Annotated in this window: 18 protein-coding genes; 6 read left to right on the plus strand and 12 right to left on the minus strand. The window is 65.3% G+C overall.

The features are described from left to right. Window positions 1-231 precede the first annotated feature (231 nt). Window positions 232-942: a substrate-binding periplasmic protein gene (locus LQR33_RS12730; RefSeq protein WP_231179102.1), complete on the minus strand. Its 711-nt coding sequence runs from the start codon at window positions 940-942 to the stop codon at window positions 232-234. A gap of 77 nt (window positions 943-1,019) precedes the next feature. Continuing rightward, a complete protein-coding gene (locus tag LQR33_RS12735; RefSeq protein ID WP_166438506.1) occupies window positions 1,020-2,339 on the minus strand; it encodes a sodium-dependent transporter in 1,320 nt (439 codons plus the stop codon). Between the two features lie 616 nt (window positions 2,340-2,955). On the opposite strand from LQR33_RS12735, the gene LQR33_RS12740 reads away from it, so the two are divergent. Both LQR33_RS12740 and LQR33_RS12745 read left to right on the plus strand, forming a co-directional pair. After that, entirely contained in the window at window positions 2,956-3,435 is a 480-nt protein-coding gene (locus LQR33_RS12740; protein ID WP_221665246.1) for a hypothetical protein, read from the plus strand. A gap of 315 nt (window positions 3,436-3,750) precedes the next feature. Next, a complete protein-coding gene (locus LQR33_RS12745) occupies window positions 3,751-4,686 on the plus strand; it encodes a sensor domain-containing diguanylate cyclase (protein WP_031296436.1) in 936 nt (311 codons plus the stop codon). Window positions 4,687-4,763: 77 nt separating this feature from the next. On the opposite strand, the gene mpl is transcribed toward LQR33_RS12745, so the two are convergent. After that, complete coding sequence (mpl, locus tag LQR33_RS12750) at window positions 4,764-6,134, minus strand: UDP-N-acetylmuramate:L-alanyl-gamma-D-glutamyl-meso-diaminopimelate ligase (protein ID WP_231469225.1); 1,371 nt, start codon at window positions 6,132-6,134, stop codon at window positions 4,764-4,766. Between the two features lie 185 nt (window positions 6,135-6,319). Between mpl and LQR33_RS12755 the strand changes: the two genes are divergently transcribed. From LQR33_RS12755 to LQR33_RS12770, 4 genes are all read left to right on the plus strand, one after another. After that, entirely contained in the window at window positions 6,320-8,020 is a 1,701-nt protein-coding gene (locus LQR33_RS12755; RefSeq protein ID WP_231179100.1) for a sensor histidine kinase, read from the plus strand. Beyond that, window positions 8,014-8,736 (plus strand): two-component system response regulator BtsR, encoded by a 723-nt coding sequence (gene btsR, locus LQR33_RS12760; protein ID WP_166438510.1) that lies wholly within the window; start codon window positions 8,014-8,016, stop codon window positions 8,734-8,736. The genes LQR33_RS12755 and btsR overlap by 7 nt, the downstream gene beginning before the upstream one ends. Before the next feature lie 84 nt (window positions 8,737-8,820). Continuing rightward, window positions 8,821-9,606 (plus strand): type 2 periplasmic-binding domain-containing protein, encoded by a 786-nt coding sequence (locus LQR33_RS12765; protein WP_166438511.1) that lies wholly within the window; start codon window positions 8,821-8,823, stop codon window positions 9,604-9,606. A gap of 231 nt (window positions 9,607-9,837) precedes the next feature. After that, window positions 9,838-11,646: a carbon starvation CstA family protein gene (locus tag LQR33_RS12770; RefSeq protein WP_221665240.1), complete on the plus strand. Its 1,809-nt coding sequence runs from the start codon at window positions 9,838-9,840 to the stop codon at window positions 11,644-11,646. A 69-nt stretch (window positions 11,647-11,715) separates the two neighbouring features. On the opposite strand, the gene LQR33_RS12775 is transcribed toward LQR33_RS12770, so the two are convergent. From LQR33_RS12775 to LQR33_RS12815, 9 genes are all read right to left on the minus strand, one after another. Further along, window positions 11,716-13,131 carry a sodium:proton antiporter gene (locus LQR33_RS12775; RefSeq protein ID WP_221665239.1) on the minus strand — a complete coding sequence of 472 codons (1,416 nt, stop codon included), beginning with the start codon at window positions 13,129-13,131 and terminating at the stop codon, window positions 11,716-11,718. A 225-nt stretch (window positions 13,132-13,356) separates the two neighbouring features. Next, entirely contained in the window at window positions 13,357-13,746 is a 390-nt protein-coding gene (gloA, locus tag LQR33_RS12780) for a lactoylglutathione lyase (protein ID WP_046157474.1), read from the minus strand. 19 nt (window positions 13,747-13,765) lie between these two features. Then, the gene (locus tag LQR33_RS12785) at window positions 13,766-14,476 is read right to left on the minus strand and encodes a M48 family metallopeptidase (RefSeq protein ID WP_166438514.1); all 711 of its coding nucleotides are present in this window, start codon (window positions 14,474-14,476) and stop codon (window positions 13,766-13,768) included. Further along, on the minus strand, window positions 14,436-15,212 hold the full coding sequence (locus tag LQR33_RS12790; protein WP_231179099.1) for a lysophospholipid acyltransferase family protein: 777 nt from the start codon (window positions 15,210-15,212) through the stop codon (window positions 14,436-14,438). The genes LQR33_RS12785 and LQR33_RS12790 overlap by 41 nt, the downstream gene beginning before the upstream one ends. A gap of 16 nt (window positions 15,213-15,228) precedes the next feature. After that, a complete protein-coding gene (gmhB, locus tag LQR33_RS12795) occupies window positions 15,229-15,768 on the minus strand; it encodes a D-glycero-beta-D-manno-heptose 1,7-bisphosphate 7-phosphatase (protein ID WP_166438516.1) in 540 nt (179 codons plus the stop codon). Window positions 15,769-15,856: 88 nt separating this feature from the next. After that, on the minus strand, window positions 15,857-17,917 hold the full coding sequence (gene glyS, locus LQR33_RS12800) for a glycine--tRNA ligase subunit beta (protein WP_166438517.1): 2,061 nt from the start codon (window positions 17,915-17,917) through the stop codon (window positions 15,857-15,859). A 15-nt stretch (window positions 17,918-17,932) separates the two neighbouring features. Continuing rightward, window positions 17,933-18,355 (minus strand): surface-adhesin E family protein, encoded by a 423-nt coding sequence (locus tag LQR33_RS12805; RefSeq protein WP_166438518.1) that lies wholly within the window; start codon window positions 18,353-18,355, stop codon window positions 17,933-17,935. A gap of 64 nt (window positions 18,356-18,419) precedes the next feature. Continuing rightward, complete coding sequence (gene glyQ, locus LQR33_RS12810) at window positions 18,420-19,310, minus strand: glycine--tRNA ligase subunit alpha (RefSeq protein WP_046157480.1); 891 nt, start codon at window positions 19,308-19,310, stop codon at window positions 18,420-18,422. A gap of 56 nt (window positions 19,311-19,366) precedes the next feature. Further along, window positions 19,367-19,993: protoporphyrinogen/coproporphyrinogen oxidase (locus LQR33_RS12815; protein ID WP_231469227.1), on the minus strand; the 627-nt coding region annotated here is incomplete at its 5' end.

A 19,993-nucleotide genomic window follows, 5' to 3' on the forward strand; every position in this document is an offset into this window, starting at 1 on the left:
GGCCGGCGCGGATGCCGGCTGAGACGGGGCCGGCACGTCGACGGCGGGCGCGGAGGCGGACATATCCGGCGCGACGATGGGGGCCGGCGCGGAGGCCGGATTGGGGGGCGTGGCGCAGGCGGCGACAAGCAGGCTGCCTGCCAGCAGGGTCAGACGGGCTTTCAACGGTGTCTCGCAAACTGGCAAAAACGGCAGTGTAGCCCAGCGCGGGCCCATTTGGCATGTCCGCCGTCAACGCAGGTCGAAGCGGCCCATGCTGCCGTCGGCGCGCATCGCGGCGATGGCGCGGTCCAGCCGGGCGATCAGCGCGTCGTCGACCTGCCGGTTGCAGGCGAAGGACACGTCCAGCGTGTCCATCACCCAGGCCACCCGGGGCGGCGCCATGCCCAAATGCTTGGCGAGCGATGAGACACCGACATCCAGCATCGCCCATAGGTCCAACCTGCCCAGGCGCAGCTTTTCCAGCCCGCTCAGGTAATCGGCGCTCTCCTCCACCGCCAAACCCTGCTCTTTCAGCCGCGCCGCCGCCATGGTGCCGCGCATCGCGCCCACCCGCAGCGACTGCGCCTGCTCCAGGCCGCTCAGCTGACGGCCATCGTCCGCTCTGGCCAGCAAAACCAGGCGCATGTGCAGCAGAGGCGCGGTCCATTTGTACTTCGCCTGCAGTTCGGGCAAGCGCCCCGCCGGAAGGCAAGCATCGGGCTGTTGCTCCACCAGCAGGCGCGCCCGCGCCTGGGGATAGGCCTCGAAGCGCAGCGCCACGCCAGCCCTGCGCCCCACCTCCTTCATCAGGTCGACGCCGGTGCCCCGCATGGACGCGCCATCCGGCGCCAGCTCGATGACGCCGGGAATCTGCGTCAGCAGCATGCGCAGGGTTTCCGCTTGCGCGCCCCCCGCCTGCAACGCGCCCAACAAGGCCGCCGCCGCTCGCCATCCAGACATCGCCTCTCCAAACCATTCTGCTGTCTGAACCATAGCAAAACGGGGAGCCATCGCTCCCCGTCTTCACATGCCGGCAATCAGATGCCGGCCACCATGATCCAGCCTATCAGCAGCGGCGCCAGCGCCATGCAGAAGCCGCGCATGCACTGCATCACCCGCGGCGAGCGGCCCGATGACAGCTCGGCCTTCACCACCGGCCAGGCTTTCCAACCGACGAACAAGGCCAGCAGCAATTCGCCGGCCGGCATCAGCAGCTTGGAGGTGACGAAGTCCAGCAGGTCGAAGAAATTCATGCCGCCCAGCTGGTAATCGCCCCACACGCCCAGCGACAGCGAGGCCGGGATGCCCAGCAGGAAGGTGCCGGCGGCCATCAGGATGGCGGCGGCGCGGCGCGACAGGCGCAGCTCGTCGATGGCGAAGCTGGTCACCACCTCCAGCAGCGAAACGGAAGATGTCAGCGCCGCCAGCAGCAGCAAGCAGAAGAACATCACCGCGAACAACTGCCCCAGCGGCAGGTGGGCGAACACCGCCGGCATGGTGATGAAGGTGAGGCCGGGGCCGGCGGACGGATCGAAGCCGAAAGCGAACACCGCCGGCAGCACCATCAGGCCGGCCAGGAAGCAGGTGGCTACGGTCAGCGCGATCACCCACAGCGCCGAGCTCACCAGCTTGGATTCGCGGCCGACGTAGGAGCCGTAGGTGATCATGATGCCCAGGCCCAACGACAGCGAGAAGAAGGCCAGGCCCAGCGCGTCCACCAGCATCGCCGCGCTTACCTTGGAGAAATCAGGCGCGACGAAGTAGCTGACGCCCTCCAGCGCGCCCGGCAGCGTCAGCCCGCGCGCGATCAGCACCAGCATCAGCACGAACAGCGCCGGCATCAGGAATTTCGACAGCGCCTCAATGCCCTTCTGCACACCGCCGACCACCACCCCCAGCGTCAGCAGCGCGAAACCGCCGTGATACAGCACCGGCTGCACCGGATCGCTGATGAAACCGGTGAAAATCGCGCCCAATGCCTTGGGATCGGAGGTCATGATGCTGCCCTGCAGCGACTTGACGATGTAGGCGACGGTCCAGCCCCCCACCACGCTGTAGAACGACAGAATGAGGAAGCACACCAGCACGCCCATATAGCCGATCACCGGCCAGAAGCCGCCCGCCAACTTGCGGAAAGCGCCGACGGCGCCGGCGCTGGTGGCGCGTCCCAACGCCATCTCAGACACCATCAGCGCCAAGCCCAGCGTCAGACAGATGCCGAGATAAATGAACAAAAACGCGCCGCCGCCATTGGTGGCGGCCACGTAGGGGAACTTCCAGATAGCGCCCAGCCCGATGGCCGAGCCGGCTGCCGCGAGAATGAAACCGAGGCGCGAGCCCCATTGAGATCTAGCCATGTCCTGTAAATCTTTGTCGTGTAATAGGTTTTATGTGTGCCGCCACGCGCGCTCGGGCACGCGCAATCGCCCCGCCGAAACGGAGCCGGTCTAACGTGCACGGGAAGCGCGCGATGCTGCGGCGTCGCCGAACGTCCGCGTCTGCCGATGCGGCAAACCGCGGAGTCGAGATGTCCGTCGCGCGCATTGCGGGCCGCTGGGGCGAGCCGCGCCGCCTGCGCGGCGGAACCGGGGGAGGAAGCCGTCTGTTGAACGGTTGCTACTGGCGCCCTGGGGTGGTGGAGCCTGCCAGTCCTCGCGATGCATCTTGAAGATGCGTTTCAGAATGTAACACGATTGCGAGCAGTCTCTAATTCATGCCAGTGTAAATAGTCGTTTACATGACATTCCGTATATATATCAATCCCGCCAGCGATCCGCCGACGGCAGCGCCAGACCGCTCGATTTCCGCGTTGTCACCCGCCTCCAACTGCGCCAATCCACTCGCTTAACACTTTATTCATCATTGCAAAACAAACACATCACTTTTATTGCAATTGAAACATGCGCCTTATTCATCATCACTAGAATGACTCTCGCATTAAAACAATGTCATTAAAACTACAAGGGTCATGAAATGAAGAAACTTGCTTTGGCCGCCTGCCTGCTGGGCGTTTCGTTCGCCGCGCTGGCGGACGCCAAATCCGATTGCCGCGCCGCCGCCGGCAGCTACCTGACCGGCACCGTGGTGAGCGGGCCGACTTTCGCCTCCGGCCAATCGCTCAAAGGCGTCGAGCTGTCGCACACCCACGTCCGCCTGCGCGCCGACCAGGACGGCCGCACCTACGACGTGGCGATGGACAATGTCTACGCCTACGGCTACGACTATGCCGGCGAAGACGTTCCCTCTCCGCTGAACACCATCCAGCAGGGCGACCGCCTGCAGCTGTGCGGCCAGCTGTACACCAGCGGCGTCGGCATCCACTGGGTGCACCCCAACTGCGGCGCGCAGCCGACCAGCCGGCAGCCCAACGGCTGGGTGAAGAAGATCTACAACGACGGCACGGTCAGCGACAACTACGAAGCGAACACCGAATACTGTCAACTGTGGCAATAAGCTGTCATCGCCATGAAAAAGCGCGCTCTCGGGCGCGCTTTTTCATGGTTCAGCCGCTTGCCAGACCGGGTTGGCCGACCGGTTCTCCCATGCGCGCAAAACGATGCGCCGCCGATTCCGCCCGACCCCGGCGAAAAGCCCGCCCAGCCTGGAACACAGATATCCAATTGAAAATTAAGCAATTAATCTTCATCAAACAACGTGAAAATGGCGAAAACTATGAATAAACTAAGTAGAAGAACGTAGTGTGCTGCGACGCCTCCCCCAGGTGCCCGAGCCGCGTCATTACCTTCGGCAGCCACGGGAGACGGAGAGATGGTTACATTGCAGGCATTCCAGCCATTGATAGACACGGTGCAAGGCAGCCTGCTGCTGGCCTCGCCCGAGGATGGCCGCATCTACTGCGCCAACCAGCTGGCCTGCATCCTGCTCGCCAGCCCCCACAGCGAGCTGCTCAAGTCATCGGTCTACGATTTCCTGCCCGACAAGACCGAGGCCTACAACATCTGCCGCGAACTGGCCGGCAACAACATGATCTACAACCGCGGCATGCAACTGAGCACCGGCGGCGGACGGCTGTTCGACGTCCAGCTGTCGGCGCGGCGCATCCTGCTGGATCAGGTGCCGCTGCTGGTGATCAGTTTTTCCGACCGCACCGAGGCCAAGGTACTGGGGCAGCTGCTGGATTTCGAGCGCCAGCTGGTGGAGCGCTCGCTCAGCATCGTCAAGACGCTGAAGGAGGAAGGCCGGCAGAGCGAAGACGAGGACAAGCTGACCGGCGTGGTGGGCATGCACAGACTGATGTCCAGCGCCCACGCCGAAACCAGCCGCGCCAAGCGTTACGGCGGCAATCTGTCCAGTCTGGCGCTGGAGCTGGTCAACATTCCCGAGATGGTGCCGCGCGAGGATGACGGCTCCGCCTACAGCCATCTGATCCGGCTGGCGGGCAGCCTGTGCCTGCAAAGCAGCCGCGACAGCGACCTGGTGGCGCGCCGCAGCGCCAACACCTTCGTCATCCTGCTGCCGCAGACGCCGATCGGCGGCGCCCATGAGATGGGGCGGCGCCTGATCAAGTCGCTGCGCCAGCTCACCTTCCTGTACCAGGGCGCCGAAAACCAGGCGGCCGCCTGCATCGGCATCAGCACGCTGCGGCCGGAGGAAACCAGCCCCGCGCCGATGCTGGAACGGCTCGAAGATGCGTTGGCCAAAGCCCGCGCGGGCGGCGCCAATTACATCATCGAACTGCCCTGATCCCGCAAGCCGAAATAGGCGCTTAATCTAGCGCTCGGAGCCTGGAGCCGCGCTCGCGGCATTTTCCGCTCGGCGGCTCAGGCCAGCCTGTCCAGCAGCTTCTGGTGGATGCCGCCGAAACCGCCGTTGCTCATCACCAGCACATGGTCGCCCGGCTTGGCCTCGGCGACGATGGCGTCGATCAGCGCGTCGAAATCGCCGAAGGTCTGCGCCTTGGCGCCCATGACTTGCAGCGCTTCGCCCGGATTCCAGCTCAGCCCCGCCGCCGAACAGAACACCCGGTCGGCCAATTCCAGCGAGCCCGGCAACGCGTCCTTCATCGTGCCCAGCTTCATGGTGTTGGAGCGCGGCTCCAGCACCGCCAGGATGCGCGCGCCGCCCACCTTGCGGCGCAGCCCCTCCAGCGTGGTGGCGATGGCGGTCGGATGGTGGGCGAAATCGTCATACACCGTGATGCCGTTCACCGTGCCCTTCACCTCCATCCGGCGCTTGACGTTGGCGAAGCGGGACAGCGCGGCTATGGCGTCTTTCACCGCCACGCCGGCGTGGCGGGCTGCGGCGATGGCGGCTATCGCGTTCAGGCGGTTGTGCTCGCCCATCAGCGCCCAGCTCACCGTGCCCTGCATCTCGCCGTTCAACAGCACGTCGAAGCCGCCGTCCTCATGCAGCGCGCCCAGCTGCCAGCCGGCCTCTACGCCGAAGCGCTCCACCGGTGTCCAGCTGCCGCGCGCCAGCACGCGGTCCAGATTGGCCTCGCGGCCGTTGCTGACGATGCGGCCGTTGCCCGGGATGGTGCGCACCAGGTGGTGGAACTGGGTTTCAATCGCCGCCAGGTCGGCGAAGATGTCGGCGTGGTCGAATTCCAGGTTGTTCAGGATCGCGGTGCGCGGGCGGTAATGGACGAATTTGGAGCGCTTGTCGAAGAAGGCGGTGTCGTACTCGTCGGCCTCGATCACGAAGAAGGGGCTGACGCTGTCCGGGTCCAGCGCCGGACGGCCCGGCAGCCGCGCCGACACGCCGAAGTTCTCCGGAATGCCGCCGATCAGGAAGCCCGGCGCCAGGCCGGCGTCCTCCAGTATCCACGCCAGCATCGAGCTGGTGGTGGTCTTGCCGTGGGTGCCGGCAACCGCCAAAACCCACTTGTCCTGCAGCACGTTCTCGGCCAGCCACTGCGGGCCGGAGATGTACGGCAGGCCGCGGTTGAGGATTTCCTCCATCAGCGGCTTGCCGCGCGTCACCACGTTGCCGATCACGTACACGTCCGGGTTCAGATCCGCCTGCTCCGCGCCGAAGCCTTGCACCAGCTCGATGCCCATCGCCTCCAGTTGGGTGCTCATCGGCGGATAGACGTTGGCGTCGCAGCCGGTCACCTTGTGGCCAGCCTGTTTGGCGATGGCGGCGATGCCGCCCATGAAGGTACCGCAGATACCCAGGATGTGGATGTGCATATCGTTCAACGCAGCTAAAAACAACGAAACCGCAAGGATACCGGAAAGCAGCCCGCCCCGACACCGCGAGCCGGCACCCTCCCGCCTCGACGCGCCGCAGGCGCCGTCCGCCCTTGCGCCAGGACAAGGCCGCGGCGGCGATACAGCCATTAAACTGTCATCATGAAAACCATCCACGCCGCCGAATGCTCGTAGAACTGACCCTGGTGCTGTCGCTGCTGCAGCAGATGTGCGTTTACCTGGTGATCGCCTATCTGCTGTCCAAGACGCCGCTGTTCATCCCGCTGACCCAGATCACGCTGCAACTGCCTCACAAGCTGGTCTGCTATCTGGTGTTTTCGATGTTTTGCATCATGGGCACCTATTTCGGTCTGCACATCCAGGACTCCATCGCCAATACCCGCGCCATCGGCGCGGTGCTGGGCGGCATGCTGGGCGGCCCTTGGGTGGGGTTGGCGGTGGGCTTCACCGGCGGCCTGCATCGCTATTCTCTGGGGGGGCTCACCGCCGGCGCCTGCATGGTGTCGACGATGATGGAGGGCCTGTTGGGCGGCCTGGTGCATCTGTATCTGGTGCGCCGCGGCCTGCGCGCGCGGTTGTTCGATCCTCTGGTCGTGGCGGCGGTGGCCTGCGTCGCCGAGATCGGACAGATGCTGATCCTTCTGGCGCTGGTGCGCCCTGCCGATGCGGCCGAGCGTCTGGTGGCCAGCATCGCGCTGCCGATGATGGCCGCCAACACGCTGGGCGCGGCGATGTTCATGCGCATCCTGCTGGACCGCCGAGTGCTGGCGGAAAAATACTCCACCGCCTTCTCCGGCAAGGCCCTGCAAATCGCCGCCCGAGCCGAAGGCGTGCTGCGACAAGGATTCGACCCGGAAAACAGCATGACGGTGGCCCGCATTCTGTACGAGGAACTGGGCGTCGGCGCGGTGGCCATCACCGATCGCGAGCGGCTGCTGGCCTTCATCGGCATAGGCTCCGACCACCACCTGCCCGGCACGGCCATCACCTCGCCGCATACCCATCGCGCGATCGAGCGCAACGAGGTGGTGTACGCCGACGGCAACGAGACCCCCTACCGCTGCTCGATCAGCGCCCAGTGCCGGCTGGCGTCCTCGCTGGTGATTCCGCTGCGCGGCGAGGACGAACGAGTGATCGGCACCATCAAGCTGTACGAGCCTCGCAACAAGCTGTTCTCCCGCATCAACCTGACGCTGGGCGAAGGCATCGCCCGCCTGCTGTCCGCCCAGATCCTGCAGGGCCAGTACGACAAACAAAAGCAGTTGCTGGCGCAGACCGAGATCAAACTGCTGCACGCCCAAGTTAACCCGCACTTCCTGTTCAACGCGCTGAACACGCTGTCGGCGGTGATACGGCGCAACCCGGAACATGCCCGCCGGCTGGTGCAGTACCTGTCCACCTTCTTCCGCAAGAACCTGAAACGCTCCGGCGAAGTGGCGACGCTGGAAGACGAGATCGAACACGTCAGCGCCTACCTGCGGATCGAGGAAGCGCGCTTCGCCGGGAGGCTGGACGTGGAGATCGCGCTGGACGAAGCTTCCCGTCAGGCGCTGCTGCCGGCGTTCTCGCTGCAGCCGATAGTAGAAAACGCGATCAAGCACGGCACCGCCCAGCTGCTGGAAACCGGCCGCATCCGCATCGGCGCGCGCTGCGCGGACGGTCGGCTTTTCGTGACGGTGGAAGACAACGCCGGCCTGTACGCTCCGGCCGGCCCCGGCGACGGATTGGGCATGGCGCTGGTGGACCGCCGCATCCGCGCCCGGCACGGACCGGATTACGGCCTGTCGGTGGAATGCCAACCGGAAGCCTACACCCGCGTCACGCTCAGCGTGCCCTGCCCCGCGCCCGGAGAGACGCCATGCTGAAAACCCTGCTGGTCGACGACGAGCCGCTAGCCCGTGACGAATTGCGCCAGCTGCTGGCGGGACACAGCGATTTCGACGTCGTCGGGGAGTGCGGCAACGCGATCGAGGCCATCGCCTTCATCCACCGCCAGCAACCAAACGTGGTGTTCCTAGATATCCAGATGCCGCGGATCAGCGGCCTGGAAATGCTGGCGATGCTGGACCCGGACAAGATGCCGCGCGTGGTCTTCGTCACCGCCTTCGACGATTTCGCGATCCAGGCCTTCGAGGAACACGCGTTCGACTACCTGCTCAAACCGGTGGACCCGCAACGCCTGGCCAAGACACTGGCCAGGCTGAGGCGGGAAACCGCGCCGCAGGCGCTGGACATATTGCGCTGCCTGCCCCCGCTGGAAGTGGTGCCCTGTCACGGCATCAACCGCATCATGCTGTTGCCGCTGGCCGAAGTGGAGTACGTGTCCTCGCGCGTCAGCGGCGTGTTCGTCCAGGCCGGCGACGGGCGCGAGCATTTCACCGAACTGACGCTGCGCACCTTCGAAGAGCGCAGCGCGCTGTTCCGCTGCCACCGCCAGCATCTGGTCAACCTGCGCGCGATCCATGAGATCCGCCTGGGCGAGAACGGCGTCGCCGACATCGTCACCCACGCCGGCCGCTCGCTGCCGGTCAGCCGGCGCTTCCTCAAGCCGCTGAAGGAGGCGCTGGGCATTCCCGGCTGACGCCATCCTCCCCCTGTGCTACACCCAAATCAGCAAGCGCCGCTTCACAACAAGGCGCAAGACGAAAAGGATGGATGCAAGGGGATGGCCATATACGCGCCGAAAACGCTTTGCCTGCCGCTGGCCCTATGCGCCGCCCAGGCCCTCGCCTGCAACGGCACCACCACGCCCGAGCCCTCGTCCCCGGTGGACGCGCCCGATCTGCACGGCATCGCGGTGTTTCTGCCCCAGGTACTGGAAAGCAACGAATCCGGCCCCTTCGCCGAACTGCTCAAGACCATCGCCCGCCATTATCCGGAAGGCAAGATCAGCTTCGAAATCAAGCCGGTCAAGCGTGTCTACCTGGATACCGATGCTCGCGGCGCCGATTTCCGCTTCCCCATCATGAAGGTTCGCGACAGCGCCGACGGCGCCACACCCTACCAGTTCTCCCACGAGATGATGGGCAAGGTCACCTTCGTGCTTTATTCCAACCAGGCCAAGCCGCTGCGCAAGATCGACATCCTGCGCACCGCCAATCTTGCCCGTTATGCGGTGGAGGCGCCGCCGGTGAATTGGGGCTTCCCCAGCAAAAGCGTGGTCAACCTGGAGCTGTCGCTGAAACAGTTGAACCTGGGCCGGGTGGACGCGGTGTTATGGGCGCAGGAGGAGGCCGACTACCTAGTGCGCAAGAACAAGCTCAGCCACATCCACCGCGAGCATTTCGACGATTTTCCCGATGTGCTGTTCATGTCCTGCAATCGCCGCGGCGACTTCGTCAACCAAGCGATCAGCCGCGCCATCAGGGCGGCTCGCGCCAGCGGCGAGCTGCAGAAGGCCTACGCCAGAGTGCACCTGCCCTATCAGGACTGGCAGCCGCAGAGCCGCTAATCCCCCCGAACCCGCTCTTTGCCCCACAACTTGCGCTGCCCGCGCCGGCTCGTTTTGGCCCAGAGACTCTTCGCGGCCGGCTCTTCCCGCTGCTCATGAGGTCGTGGCCGCTACCGCTCGCCCCCGCCACGCCGCCGCTCGCGACGCCAGGCTGCCGCTCGCCCACTTCCCGCGTCGACTTGCTCCTTTTGAGGCGTAAGGTGGAGCCACGATTTCACCGGAGCCTCCATCATGGATCACGCATTGAGTTTTGTGATCGGCACCCTGTGCATACTTGCGATCTGCTACCGCCTGTACGGGGTATTCTTCACGCGCAAGGTGCTGGGCGTCGACGATAGCGCCGTCACCCCTTCCCACGAACTGAAGGACGGCAAGGACTACGTGCCCACCAGCAAGTGGGTGGCCTTCGGCGGCCACTTCGCAGCCATCGCCGCCGCCGGCCCGTTGGTGGGTCCGGTGCTGGCCGCCCAGTACGGCTATCTGCCCAGCATGATCTGGCTGTTGATAGGCTGCGTCATCGGCGGCGCGGTGCACGACACCGTGGTGCTGTTCGCGTCGATGAAGCACCACGGCAAGTCCTTGTCCGAAGTGGCCAAGGCCGAGCTCGGCCCGCTGGCCGGCTGGTGCACCGGCCTGGCCATGCTGTTCATCATCACCATCACCATGGCCGGTCTGTCCATGGTGGTGGTGCACGCGCTGGAGCGCAACCCGTGGGGCGCCTTCGCCGTGTTCATGACCATTCCCATCGCCATCGGCGTCGGCCTGTGGGAGCGCGTGACCGGCAGCATGAAGAACGCCAGCTACGTCGGCATCGCCGCCATCATGGCCTGCGTGTTCGCCGGCCCTTACATCCAGCACACCGCGCTGGGCGAATGGCTGTCGCTGAAGGCGTCCACCGTGTCGCTGCTGCTGCCCATCTACGCCTTCTTCGCCACTGCGCTGCCGGTGTGGATGCTGCTGACCCCACGCGCCTGCCTGTCCAGCTTCATGAAGATAGGCGTGTTCGGCCTGCTGGTGGCCGGAGTGGTGTTCATCAACCCGCAGATCCAGTTCCCGGCGGTGACCCAATTCATCCATGGAGGCGGCCCGGTGCTGTCCGGCCCGGTATGGCCGTTCATCTCCATCACCATCGCCTGCGGCGCCATTTCCGGCTTCCACGCCTTCATCGGCTCCGGCACCACGCCCAAACAGATCGACAAGTGGAGCGACATCCTGCCGGTGGGCTTCGGCGCGATGCTGGCCGAATGCGTGGTAGGCGTGATGGCCTTGATCGCCGCCACCGCCTTGCACCCGGCCGATTACTTCGCCATCAACTCCGCGCCGGCCGTGTTCCAGACCCTGGGCATGGACGTGGTCAATCTGCCCAAGCTGTCGCAGGAGATCGGCCTGGACCTGTACGGCCGCACCGGCGGCGCGGTGACGCTGGCGGTGGGCATGGCGGACATCTTCACCCGCATCCCGTGGTTCAGCAATCTGGCGTCCTACTTCTTCCAGTTCATGGTGATGTTCGAAGCCGTGTTCATCCTCACCGCCATCGACTCCGGCACCCGCGTCGCCCGCTACCTGATCCAGGACTTCGTCGGCGACCTGTGGGCGCCGCTGAAGCGCACCGACTGGATGCCTGGCGCGATCGGCGCCTCCGTCGTCGCCTGCGCATTGTGGGGCTATCTGTTGAACTCCGGCGACATCAATTCGGTATGGGCGCTGTTCGGCGTGTCCAACCAGTTGATGGCCTCCATCGGCCTGATCATCGGCGCCACCATCATCCTGCGGCTGTCGCACAATCGCGGCTACATGCTGACCTGCCTGGTGCCTCTCGCCTACCTGTACGTGACCGTCAACTACGCCGGCTACTGGATGGTGAAGAACGTCTATCTGAACCCTGCCGCCAAAGGCTATAACGTGTTCAACGCCGGCATCTCCATCGTAATGCTGGCGCTGGGGCTGGTGATCCTGATCTCCGCCGTCCGCCGCTGGAAAGCATTGCTGGGCCGACCGGCGCCGCAAGCCGGTTTGAAGCCGGCAGCCGCCGAAGCCTGACCCCGATCCTCTCCGACAAAAAAGCCCATCGCATCCGCGATGGGCTTTTTTCTTGCGACAGAGACAGCATCAAAAGTGGAAGAACACCAACGTCAGCAGCAAGAAACACGGCAGCAGCACCGTGCCGGACCACAGCATATAGCCGAAGAAACCCGGCATCTTGACATGGCGGTGCTCGGCGATGGCCTTGACCATGAAGTTGGGCGCGTTGCCGATATAGGTCATCGCCCCCATGAATACCGCGCCCATCGAGATGGCAAGCAAGGTGCTGGCGAACGGGCCCATCAGCTCGGCGGCATCGCCTGACGCCAGGTTGAAGAACACCAGGTAGGTCGGCGCATTGTCCAGGAAGCTGGACAGGATGCCGGTCATCCAGAAATACATGCCGTCCAGCGGCTTGCCGTCCGGACCCGACACCGTCTGCACCAGACCGGCCAGCGCGCCGTGGTCGCCGGCGCGCAGGATGGCGATCACCGGCGCGATGGTGATGAAGATGCCGGCGAACAGCTTGCCCACCTCCAGGATGGGCAGCCAGTTGAACTCGTTGCCGGCGCGCACCTGCTTGGGCGTGATCCACAGCGAAACGAAAGCCAGCAGCAGCAGGGCCAGGTCGCGCAGCAGGTTCTGCAGCTCCAGATGGACGCCTGGCAGCTCGAAGGCGATGCCGGGTTTCCACAGGCCGGACATCAGCACCGCGCCCACCACGCCGCCCAGCAGCCAGAAGTTGCGCTTGCCGTGCAGCTTCAGCGGCTTGTCGTGGCTGGTGTCCACTGGCTTGAGCGTGCCCTCCTTCGCCTCCTTGGCGAACATGTGGCGGTCCAGGAAATAGAAGATGATCAGCAGCAACGCCGACAGCAGCAGCACCGGCATCAGCATGTGCTGGAAAGTCCAGCCGAAGGTCACGCCCTTGAGGAAGCCGAGGAACAGCGGCGGATCGCCCAGCGGCGTCAAACCGCCGCCGACATTGGCCACCAGGAAGATGAAGAACACCACCACATGCACATTGCGCTTGCGGCCCTCGTTGGCGCGCAGCAGCGGCCGGATCAGCAGCATCGCCGCGCCGGTGGTGCCCATGACCGACGCCAGCGCGGTGCCGATGGCCAGGATCAAGGTGTTCAGCCGGGGCGACGCGTGCAGCGAGCCCCAAACCAGGATGCCGCCCGACACCGTGTACAGCGCGAACAGCAGCACGATGAAGGGGATGTATTCGGTGAACAGCGCGTGCAGCACCAGCGCGCCGGTCTGGCCCAGCCCGAAGGCAGCGGCGAAAGGCAGCAGGAACAGCGCGGTCCAGAGCGCGGTGATCTTGCCGAAATGGTGGTGCCAGATGCCGGGAGCCAGCATCGGAAACAACGCGATGGACAGCAGGATGCCGGCGAAGGGCACGCCCCAGCCCAGGCTGAGCGTGGCGCCGTCCAGATCGGCGGCGCGGGCGAACGCGGGGAGCAGCAAGCCTCCCGCCAGTGCAATCAGTTTTTTATTCATCAGTCCTTCCCGAACGAGCAGATGCCCGTGATGCCAAAACGCAGCCGCGGCTGCCGGAACATTCCCGGTTGGTAGGGCCCGAGCAGGCCCTTTTATTGAAAAGCGGACCGGCTTCCGGGTGCCGGTCCGCCTGGGCGGCCCCTCCCGCCCGTGGCCGGCCGCATGAATGCGGCCGACGGATTCGGCGGCCTATCCGGGAAAGCCCGGACACGCCGCCGGCAGCGCTTAGCGGCTGCCTTTCTGGATGAACTCGATCTTGTAGCCATCCGGATCCTCGATGAAGGCGATCACGGTGGTGCCGTGCTTCATCGGGCCGGCTTCGCGCGTCACCTTGCCGCCCTTGGCGCGAGCCATGTCACAGGCGGCGTAAGCGTCTTCCACCTCGATGGCGATGTGGCCGTAGCCGCTGCCCAGATCGTAGGACTCGGTGTCCCAGTTGTGGGTCAGCTCCAGCACGGTGTGGGCGGCTTCGTCGCCGTAGCCGACGAAGGCCAGCGTGAAACGCCCATCCGGAAAGTCGTTGCGGCGCAACAGCTTCATGCCCAGCACTTCCTGGTAGAAAGCGATCGAGCGGTCGAGATTGCCGACGCGCAGCATGGTGTGAAGCATTCTCATGGCGTTTTCCTTTTAAAGATCAGTCTAAGACAAACAAGCCGCCGCCGTGCTGGCGCAGCCAGCGGCGGGCATCGCGCCAGCCCGGGCAGAGACGCTCGGTCTCGGCCCAGAACGCCGGCGAGTGATTCATGTGTTCGAGATGGGCCAGCTCGTGGGCGGTCACGTAGTCGACCACCGCCAGCGGCGCCTGCGCCAGCCGCCAGTTCAGGCGGATGCGGCCATCGGCGCTGCAGCTGCCCCAGCGGGTGCGCGCCGAAGACAGCTGCAGCCCGCTCGGTTTGCGGCGGCAATGCGCCGCCAAAAGGGAAAGGCGGCCGGGAAACAGCATCGCCGCCTCGCGTTTCAGGAATTTGGCCAGAACGGCTTTCAGCGCGGCGGCATCGCCGTCGGCGACGCCCGCCACCAGCAACTCGCCGCCCTCGCGTCGCGCCGCCTTGCGCGCGCCGCCTGTCAGCCTGATAGTCAACGGCTCGCCCAGCAGCGCCAGACTGCTCAGCTGCTCGCCGGCCTCCAGATGGCTGCGCTGGCGCAACACGTGGCCGACGATCCAGTCGTAGCGCTGCTGCAGCACTTGATGCAAACGCTGTTGACTGACACCCGGCGCGGCGATCAGTTCCACCACTCCGCCGCTGACCTTGATGCCTATGCTCTGACGCGACCGGCGCGTCAGCAGCACAGGCACCTCGCCGTCAGGCAGAGGCAGGCGGTGCCAGACGCTGGCGTTTTTCATCGGGATGGGCGAAGGGGCCGACGCCGCCGATTTCGCGCTGGCGGGCCTCTATCCAGGCTTCGGCCTCGGCCATCATTGCCTCGGGGCCGGTCTCTTCGCCAGGATGGATGGCGGGGCCGATCACCACGGTGATCTCGCCCGGATATTTCAGGAAGGCGTTGCGCGGCCAGAATTCGCCGGCGTTATGCGCCACCGGCACCATCGGCATGTCGAACTGCTTGGCCATGCGCGCGGCGCCCAGCTTGTACTTGCCGCCCACGCCCGGCTTGGTGCGGGTGCCTTCCGGGAACACAGTGATCCAGAAACCATGGCGCTTGCGCTCCAGGCCCTGATCCAGCAGGCGCTGATTGGCGCGGGCGCGGTCGGAGCGGTTGATGATGATGGGGTTCATCAGCACCAGGCCCCAGCCGAACAACGGAATCCAGGTCAGCTCGCGCTTGGCCACATACACCTGCCACGGAAAGATTTTCTGCAGCGCCAGCGTTTCCCAGCCGGACTGGTGCTTGGACGTGATCACCGACGGCACCGATGGAATGTTCTCCGCGCCGATCACCTTGTATTTCAGGCCGATCACATGCTCAAGCATCCACAGCAGGGTCATCGCCCAGGTCACGCCGAACACGTGGCGGCTGCGGCGCGGCAGCGGTGCGGCCAGCATCAGCAGCAGGAAAAACACCGGCGTGGCGATAATCAGCACCACCCAGTACAGCAAGTTGCGTATCCACAAACCAATCATGCTTTCAGTCTCTGCCTCAATGATGGTTGATCAGATGCTCGGCGGCATCGTACAGGTCGTTGAACACCAGCGTGGTCTCAGGCAGGCCGCCCTTGGCCAGCGTCTTGGCGCCCTTGCCGGTCTTCACCAGAATGGGCTGGCCGCCGACGGCGGCGATGGACTCCAGATCGCGCAGGCTGTCGCCTATCATCGGCAGCCCTTCCAGCTTGACGTTGAAGCGCTCGGCGATCTCCAGCACCATGCCGGGCAGCGGCTTGCGGCACTCGCAGCCGTGATCCGCGCTGTGCGGACAGAACACCACCGCGTCGATACGGCCGCCGGCTTGGCCGACCAGCCGGTGCATCTTCTCGTGCATCGCGTTCAGCGCATGCATGTCGAACAGGCCGCGGGCGATGCCGGACTGGTTGGTCGCCACCACCACGCGCCAGCCAGACTGGGTCAGGTTGGCGATCGCCTCCAGGCTGTGATCCAGCGGCACCCATTCGATGGTGTTCTTCACGAAATCGTCGCGATCCTCGTTGATCACGCCGTCGCGGTCCAGAATGACTAGCTTCACCCGATAATCCTTTCACGCAGCCATCTTGTCAAAACGGGAGGCCGGCCGCGTCGCCGCGGCCCCCTCCCATCCATTGCCTGCCCGCCGCTTATTCCGCCAGCAGCGAAATGTCGGCCACGCGGTTGAACAGCGCGGCCAGGCTGGCCAGCAGCGCGATGCGGTTGGCGCGCACCTTGGCGTCCTCGGCCATCACCATCACGCCATCGAAGAACGCGTCCACCGGCGCTTTCAGGCTGGCCAATTGCGACAGCGCCCCGGCGAAGTCGTGGGCGGCGAACTTGGCCTCCACCGCCGGCGCCAGCTCCTGCACCGCGGCGTACAAGGCCTGTTCGGCGGCTTCCTGCAGCAATGCGGCGTCCACCGCGCCGATTTCTCCCTCGGCCTTCTTCAGGATGTTGTTGACGCGCTTGTTGGCGGCGGCCAGCGCGGCGGCTTCCGGCAGCGACTTGAACGCGGCCACGGCGGCCAGCACCGCGCGCACTTCGTTCAGGCGGCTGGGCGAGAGCGCCAGCACGGCGTCGATCTCGTCACCCTTGTAATCGGCGGCCAGGAAGTTCTTCAGGCGGTCCATCATGAAGCCGAACACTTCCTCGGCGACGTTGGCGGACAGCTTGCCGGCCGGGAAGGCCTCGGCGACGACAGCCAGCAGGCGCTTCAGGTCCAGGTCGGCTTCCAGCGCCATCCGCACCACGCCCAGCGCGGCGCGGCGCAGCGCGAACGGGTCCTTGTCGCCAGTCGGGATCAGGCCGATGCCCCAGATGCCGACGATGGCTTCCAGCTTGTCGGCCAGCGCCGCGGCGGTGGCGATCTTGCCTTCCGGCAGCGTGTCGCCGGCGAAGCGCGGGTGGTAATGGCCCTCGATGGCGGCGGCCACTTCGGCATGCTCGCCGTCGTGCTGGGCGTAGTACATGCCCATGATGCCCTGCAATTCCGGGAATTCGCCGACCATGTCGCTGACCAGGTCGGCCTTGGCCAGGTAGGCGGCGCGGGCGGCCAGCGCGGCGTCGGCGCCCAGTTCATGGGCGATGGCGCCGGCGATGCTCTGCAAGCGCTCGACGCGCTCCAGCAGCGAGCCGATCTTGTTGTGGTAGACCACATTGGCCAGGCGCGGCAGGCGGCTGTCCAGGCGGTGCTTCTTGTCTTGCTCGAAGAAGAACTTGGCATCGGACAGGCGGGCGCGCAGCACGCGCTCGTTGCCGCCGATGACGAAGGACGGATCCTGCGGATCGACGTTGGACACCAGCAGGAAGCGGTTCATCAGCTTGCCGTTCTTGTCCAGCAGCGGGAAGTACTTCTGGTTCTGCTGCATGGTCAGGATCAGGCATTCCTGCGGCACTTGCAGGAACTCGGCCTCGAAGCCGGCCTCCAGCACCACCGGCCACTCCACCAGCGCGGTCACTTCGTCGAACAGCTCATCCGGCGCGGCGATGGTGGCGCCGAGCTTGGCTGCGGCCTCGGCCAGCTTGTGGCGGATCAGCTCGCGGCGCGCGTCGAAGCTGGCGATCACCTTGCCCTGCTCGTGCATCGCGCGGGCGTAGGCATCGGCGTTGGCGATGGCCACGTCGCCCTGCGACAGGAAACGGTGGCCGCGGGTGGCGCTGCCGCTCTTCAGGCCCAGCACCTCGCCGTCAATCACCTTGTCGCCGTGCAGCATGATCAGGCCGTGCACCGGACGGACGAACTGCACGTCGGAATCGCCCCAGCGCATCAGCTTGGGCACCGGCAGCTTCTTCAGCGCCAGCGACACCACATCGGCCAACTGCGCGGACAGCGCCTCGCCCGGCTTAGTGCTGGAATAGGCGTAGACATCCTGTTTGCCGTTGCTGACGATGGAGAGTTCGGACACGTCCACGCCGCAGGAGCGGGCGAAGCCGGCCAAGGCCGGCGTCGGCTGGCCGTCCTTCATGCCAGCGGCGGCGGCCGGCCCCTGGCGGGTGATGCGTTGTTCCGGCTGCACGGCGAGCACGCCGGACAGCTGCACCGCCAGGCGGCGCGGCGACGCGTACACCACCGCCTCGGCGTCGGCGGCGGCGAACTGCATCTTCTTCAGTTCTTCGGCGATGGTCTGGGCGAAACTGGCAGCCAGACGCGGCAGGGCCTTGGGCGGCAGCTCCTCGGTCAGGAGTTCGATCAACAGGGTCGCGTTCATTCTCTCAAGCTTCAATTATCGGGATGCGGATCCCGCCGCCTCGCAAATCACCTTCATCATGGCGTGGGCGACCGAATCCTCGTTCACCGGCTGCCACTTCCAGGCATAGCGCGGCACCGGGAACATGGTGGAAAACAGGTGCTTGTTGTTCTTGTCGAAATATTCGGAACCGACAAACACGTACTGGTACTGCTTGCAATCGGCGTAGCCGGTGGTGCGGCGGATATAGAAGTTCAGCCGGTACGACTTCTCGTAGCGTTGCTTGGCGAAGCGTTCCTGGTTGATGAAATGCACCAGCCCGTCCTTGCCCAGCCACAGCGAGTTGCCGTCTATCGCCAGCTGCATCTGAGCGCCGTCCTGGTACACCACCCAGTCGGCGGCCGGCTGCGCCCAGGCCGGCAAAGCGAACAACAGCCAGAATGCGGCTTTAACTCTCATATCCACCCCCTGTCAGGCGCGACGACGATTGCCGTCGCCCCTAACAGCATAGACTTCCCTCGGCTCAGTCCTTGCGGCACATCGGAAAGCCCAGCGCCTCGCGGGCATCGTAATACGCCTGCGCCACGCCGCGGGACAGATTGCGGATGCGGCCGATGTAGGCGGCGCGCTCGGTCACCGAGATGGAGCCGCGGGCATCCAGCAGATTGAAGGCGTGTCCCGCCTTCAGGATCATCTCGTAGGCCGGCAGCGGCAGGCTGGCGTCCAGCAGCGTCTTGGCTTCGGCTTCGTAGTCGTTGAACTGGCGGAACAGCAGCTCGACGTTGCTGTGCTCGAACGCGTACTTCGACTGCTCCACCTCGTTCTGGTAGAACACATTGCCGTAGGTGACCGGCTGGCCGTCCGGCAGGTGGGTCCAGATCAGGTCGTAAACGTTCTCCACGCCCTGCAGATACATCGCCAGGCGTTCCAGGCCATAGGTGATCTCGCCCAGCACCGGTTTGCAATCCAGGCCGCCCACTTGCTGGAAATAGGTGAACTGGGTCACTTCCATGCCGTTCAGCCACACTTCCCAGCCCAGACCCCAGGCGCCCAGCGTCGGGTTTTCCCAGTTGTCCTCGACGAAGCGGATGTCCTGCACCGTCGGGTCCAGGCCCAGTTCCCGCAGCGAGCCCAGGTACAGCTCCTGGATGTTGGACGGCGACGGCTTCAGCACCACCTGGAACTGGTGGTGCTGGAACAGGCGGTTCGGGTTCTCGCCGTAGCGGCCGTCCTTCGGGCGGCGGCTGGGCTGGACATAGGCAGCGTTCCAGGGTTCAGGCCCCAGCGCGCGCAGGAAGGTGGCGGTATGGGAGGTGCCCGCGCCCACTTCGGTGTCGTACGGTTGCAGCAGCGCGCAGCCCTGGCGGTTCCAGTAGTGCTGGAGCGTGAGGATGATTTCCTGGAAGGTAAGCATAAAGGTGGTGTTGGAAAATTGAAGAAACAGGGGTCGATTCTACCCCCTGCGGCCGCTCACGCAAAGCCGGACGCCCTCGCCGCCAATTGCTTCGCCAGCCTTCGCCCTTTTCCCAGGCAATCCGGCAGGGAGGCGCCGTCCAGCCAGTTGGCGCACAGATGCAGCCCCCTGCCGCTCCACGGCGCCGCCGCGCCGCGCAGCCTGCGCTGCAAGCCCGTGCCCTGCGGCAGCGCCTGCGGCCAACGGGCCAGGTATTGCGCCAGCGGCTTGCCGCGCATGCCGAACAGCCTCTCCAGCTCGGCGTTGAGCCCATCGAGCAATGCGGCGTCGCTGCTCTCCAGCGATTCCGGATGCCGGCGGCCGCCGATGAAACTGGTCACCAGCCGGGTGCCTGCCGGACAAACGTGAGGGTAGATATTGCTGACCGTCAGGTGGCCCAGCGTCAGCGCCCCCTCCCCGCTCGGATGCAGCGCGCCGTAGCCGGGCAGCGGCCGGTCCATCGCCTCGCCGTCCAGCAAGGTGGACACCACTGCCAGCGGCGCGTACGGGATGCGCCGGCAGATATCGGCCATCTCCGGCGCCAGCGGATGCAGCAGCTCGGCCGCGGCGTCGGCCGGCAAGGCCAGCACCACTCGCTCGGCCCGCGTCCACCCCTCGCGGGTGCGCAGCCGCCAGCCCTCGCC

The organism is Chromobacterium piscinae (assembly GCF_021129175.1).
GTDB classification, from domain to species: domain Bacteria; phylum Pseudomonadota; class Gammaproteobacteria; order Burkholderiales; family Chromobacteriaceae; genus Chromobacterium; species Chromobacterium piscinae.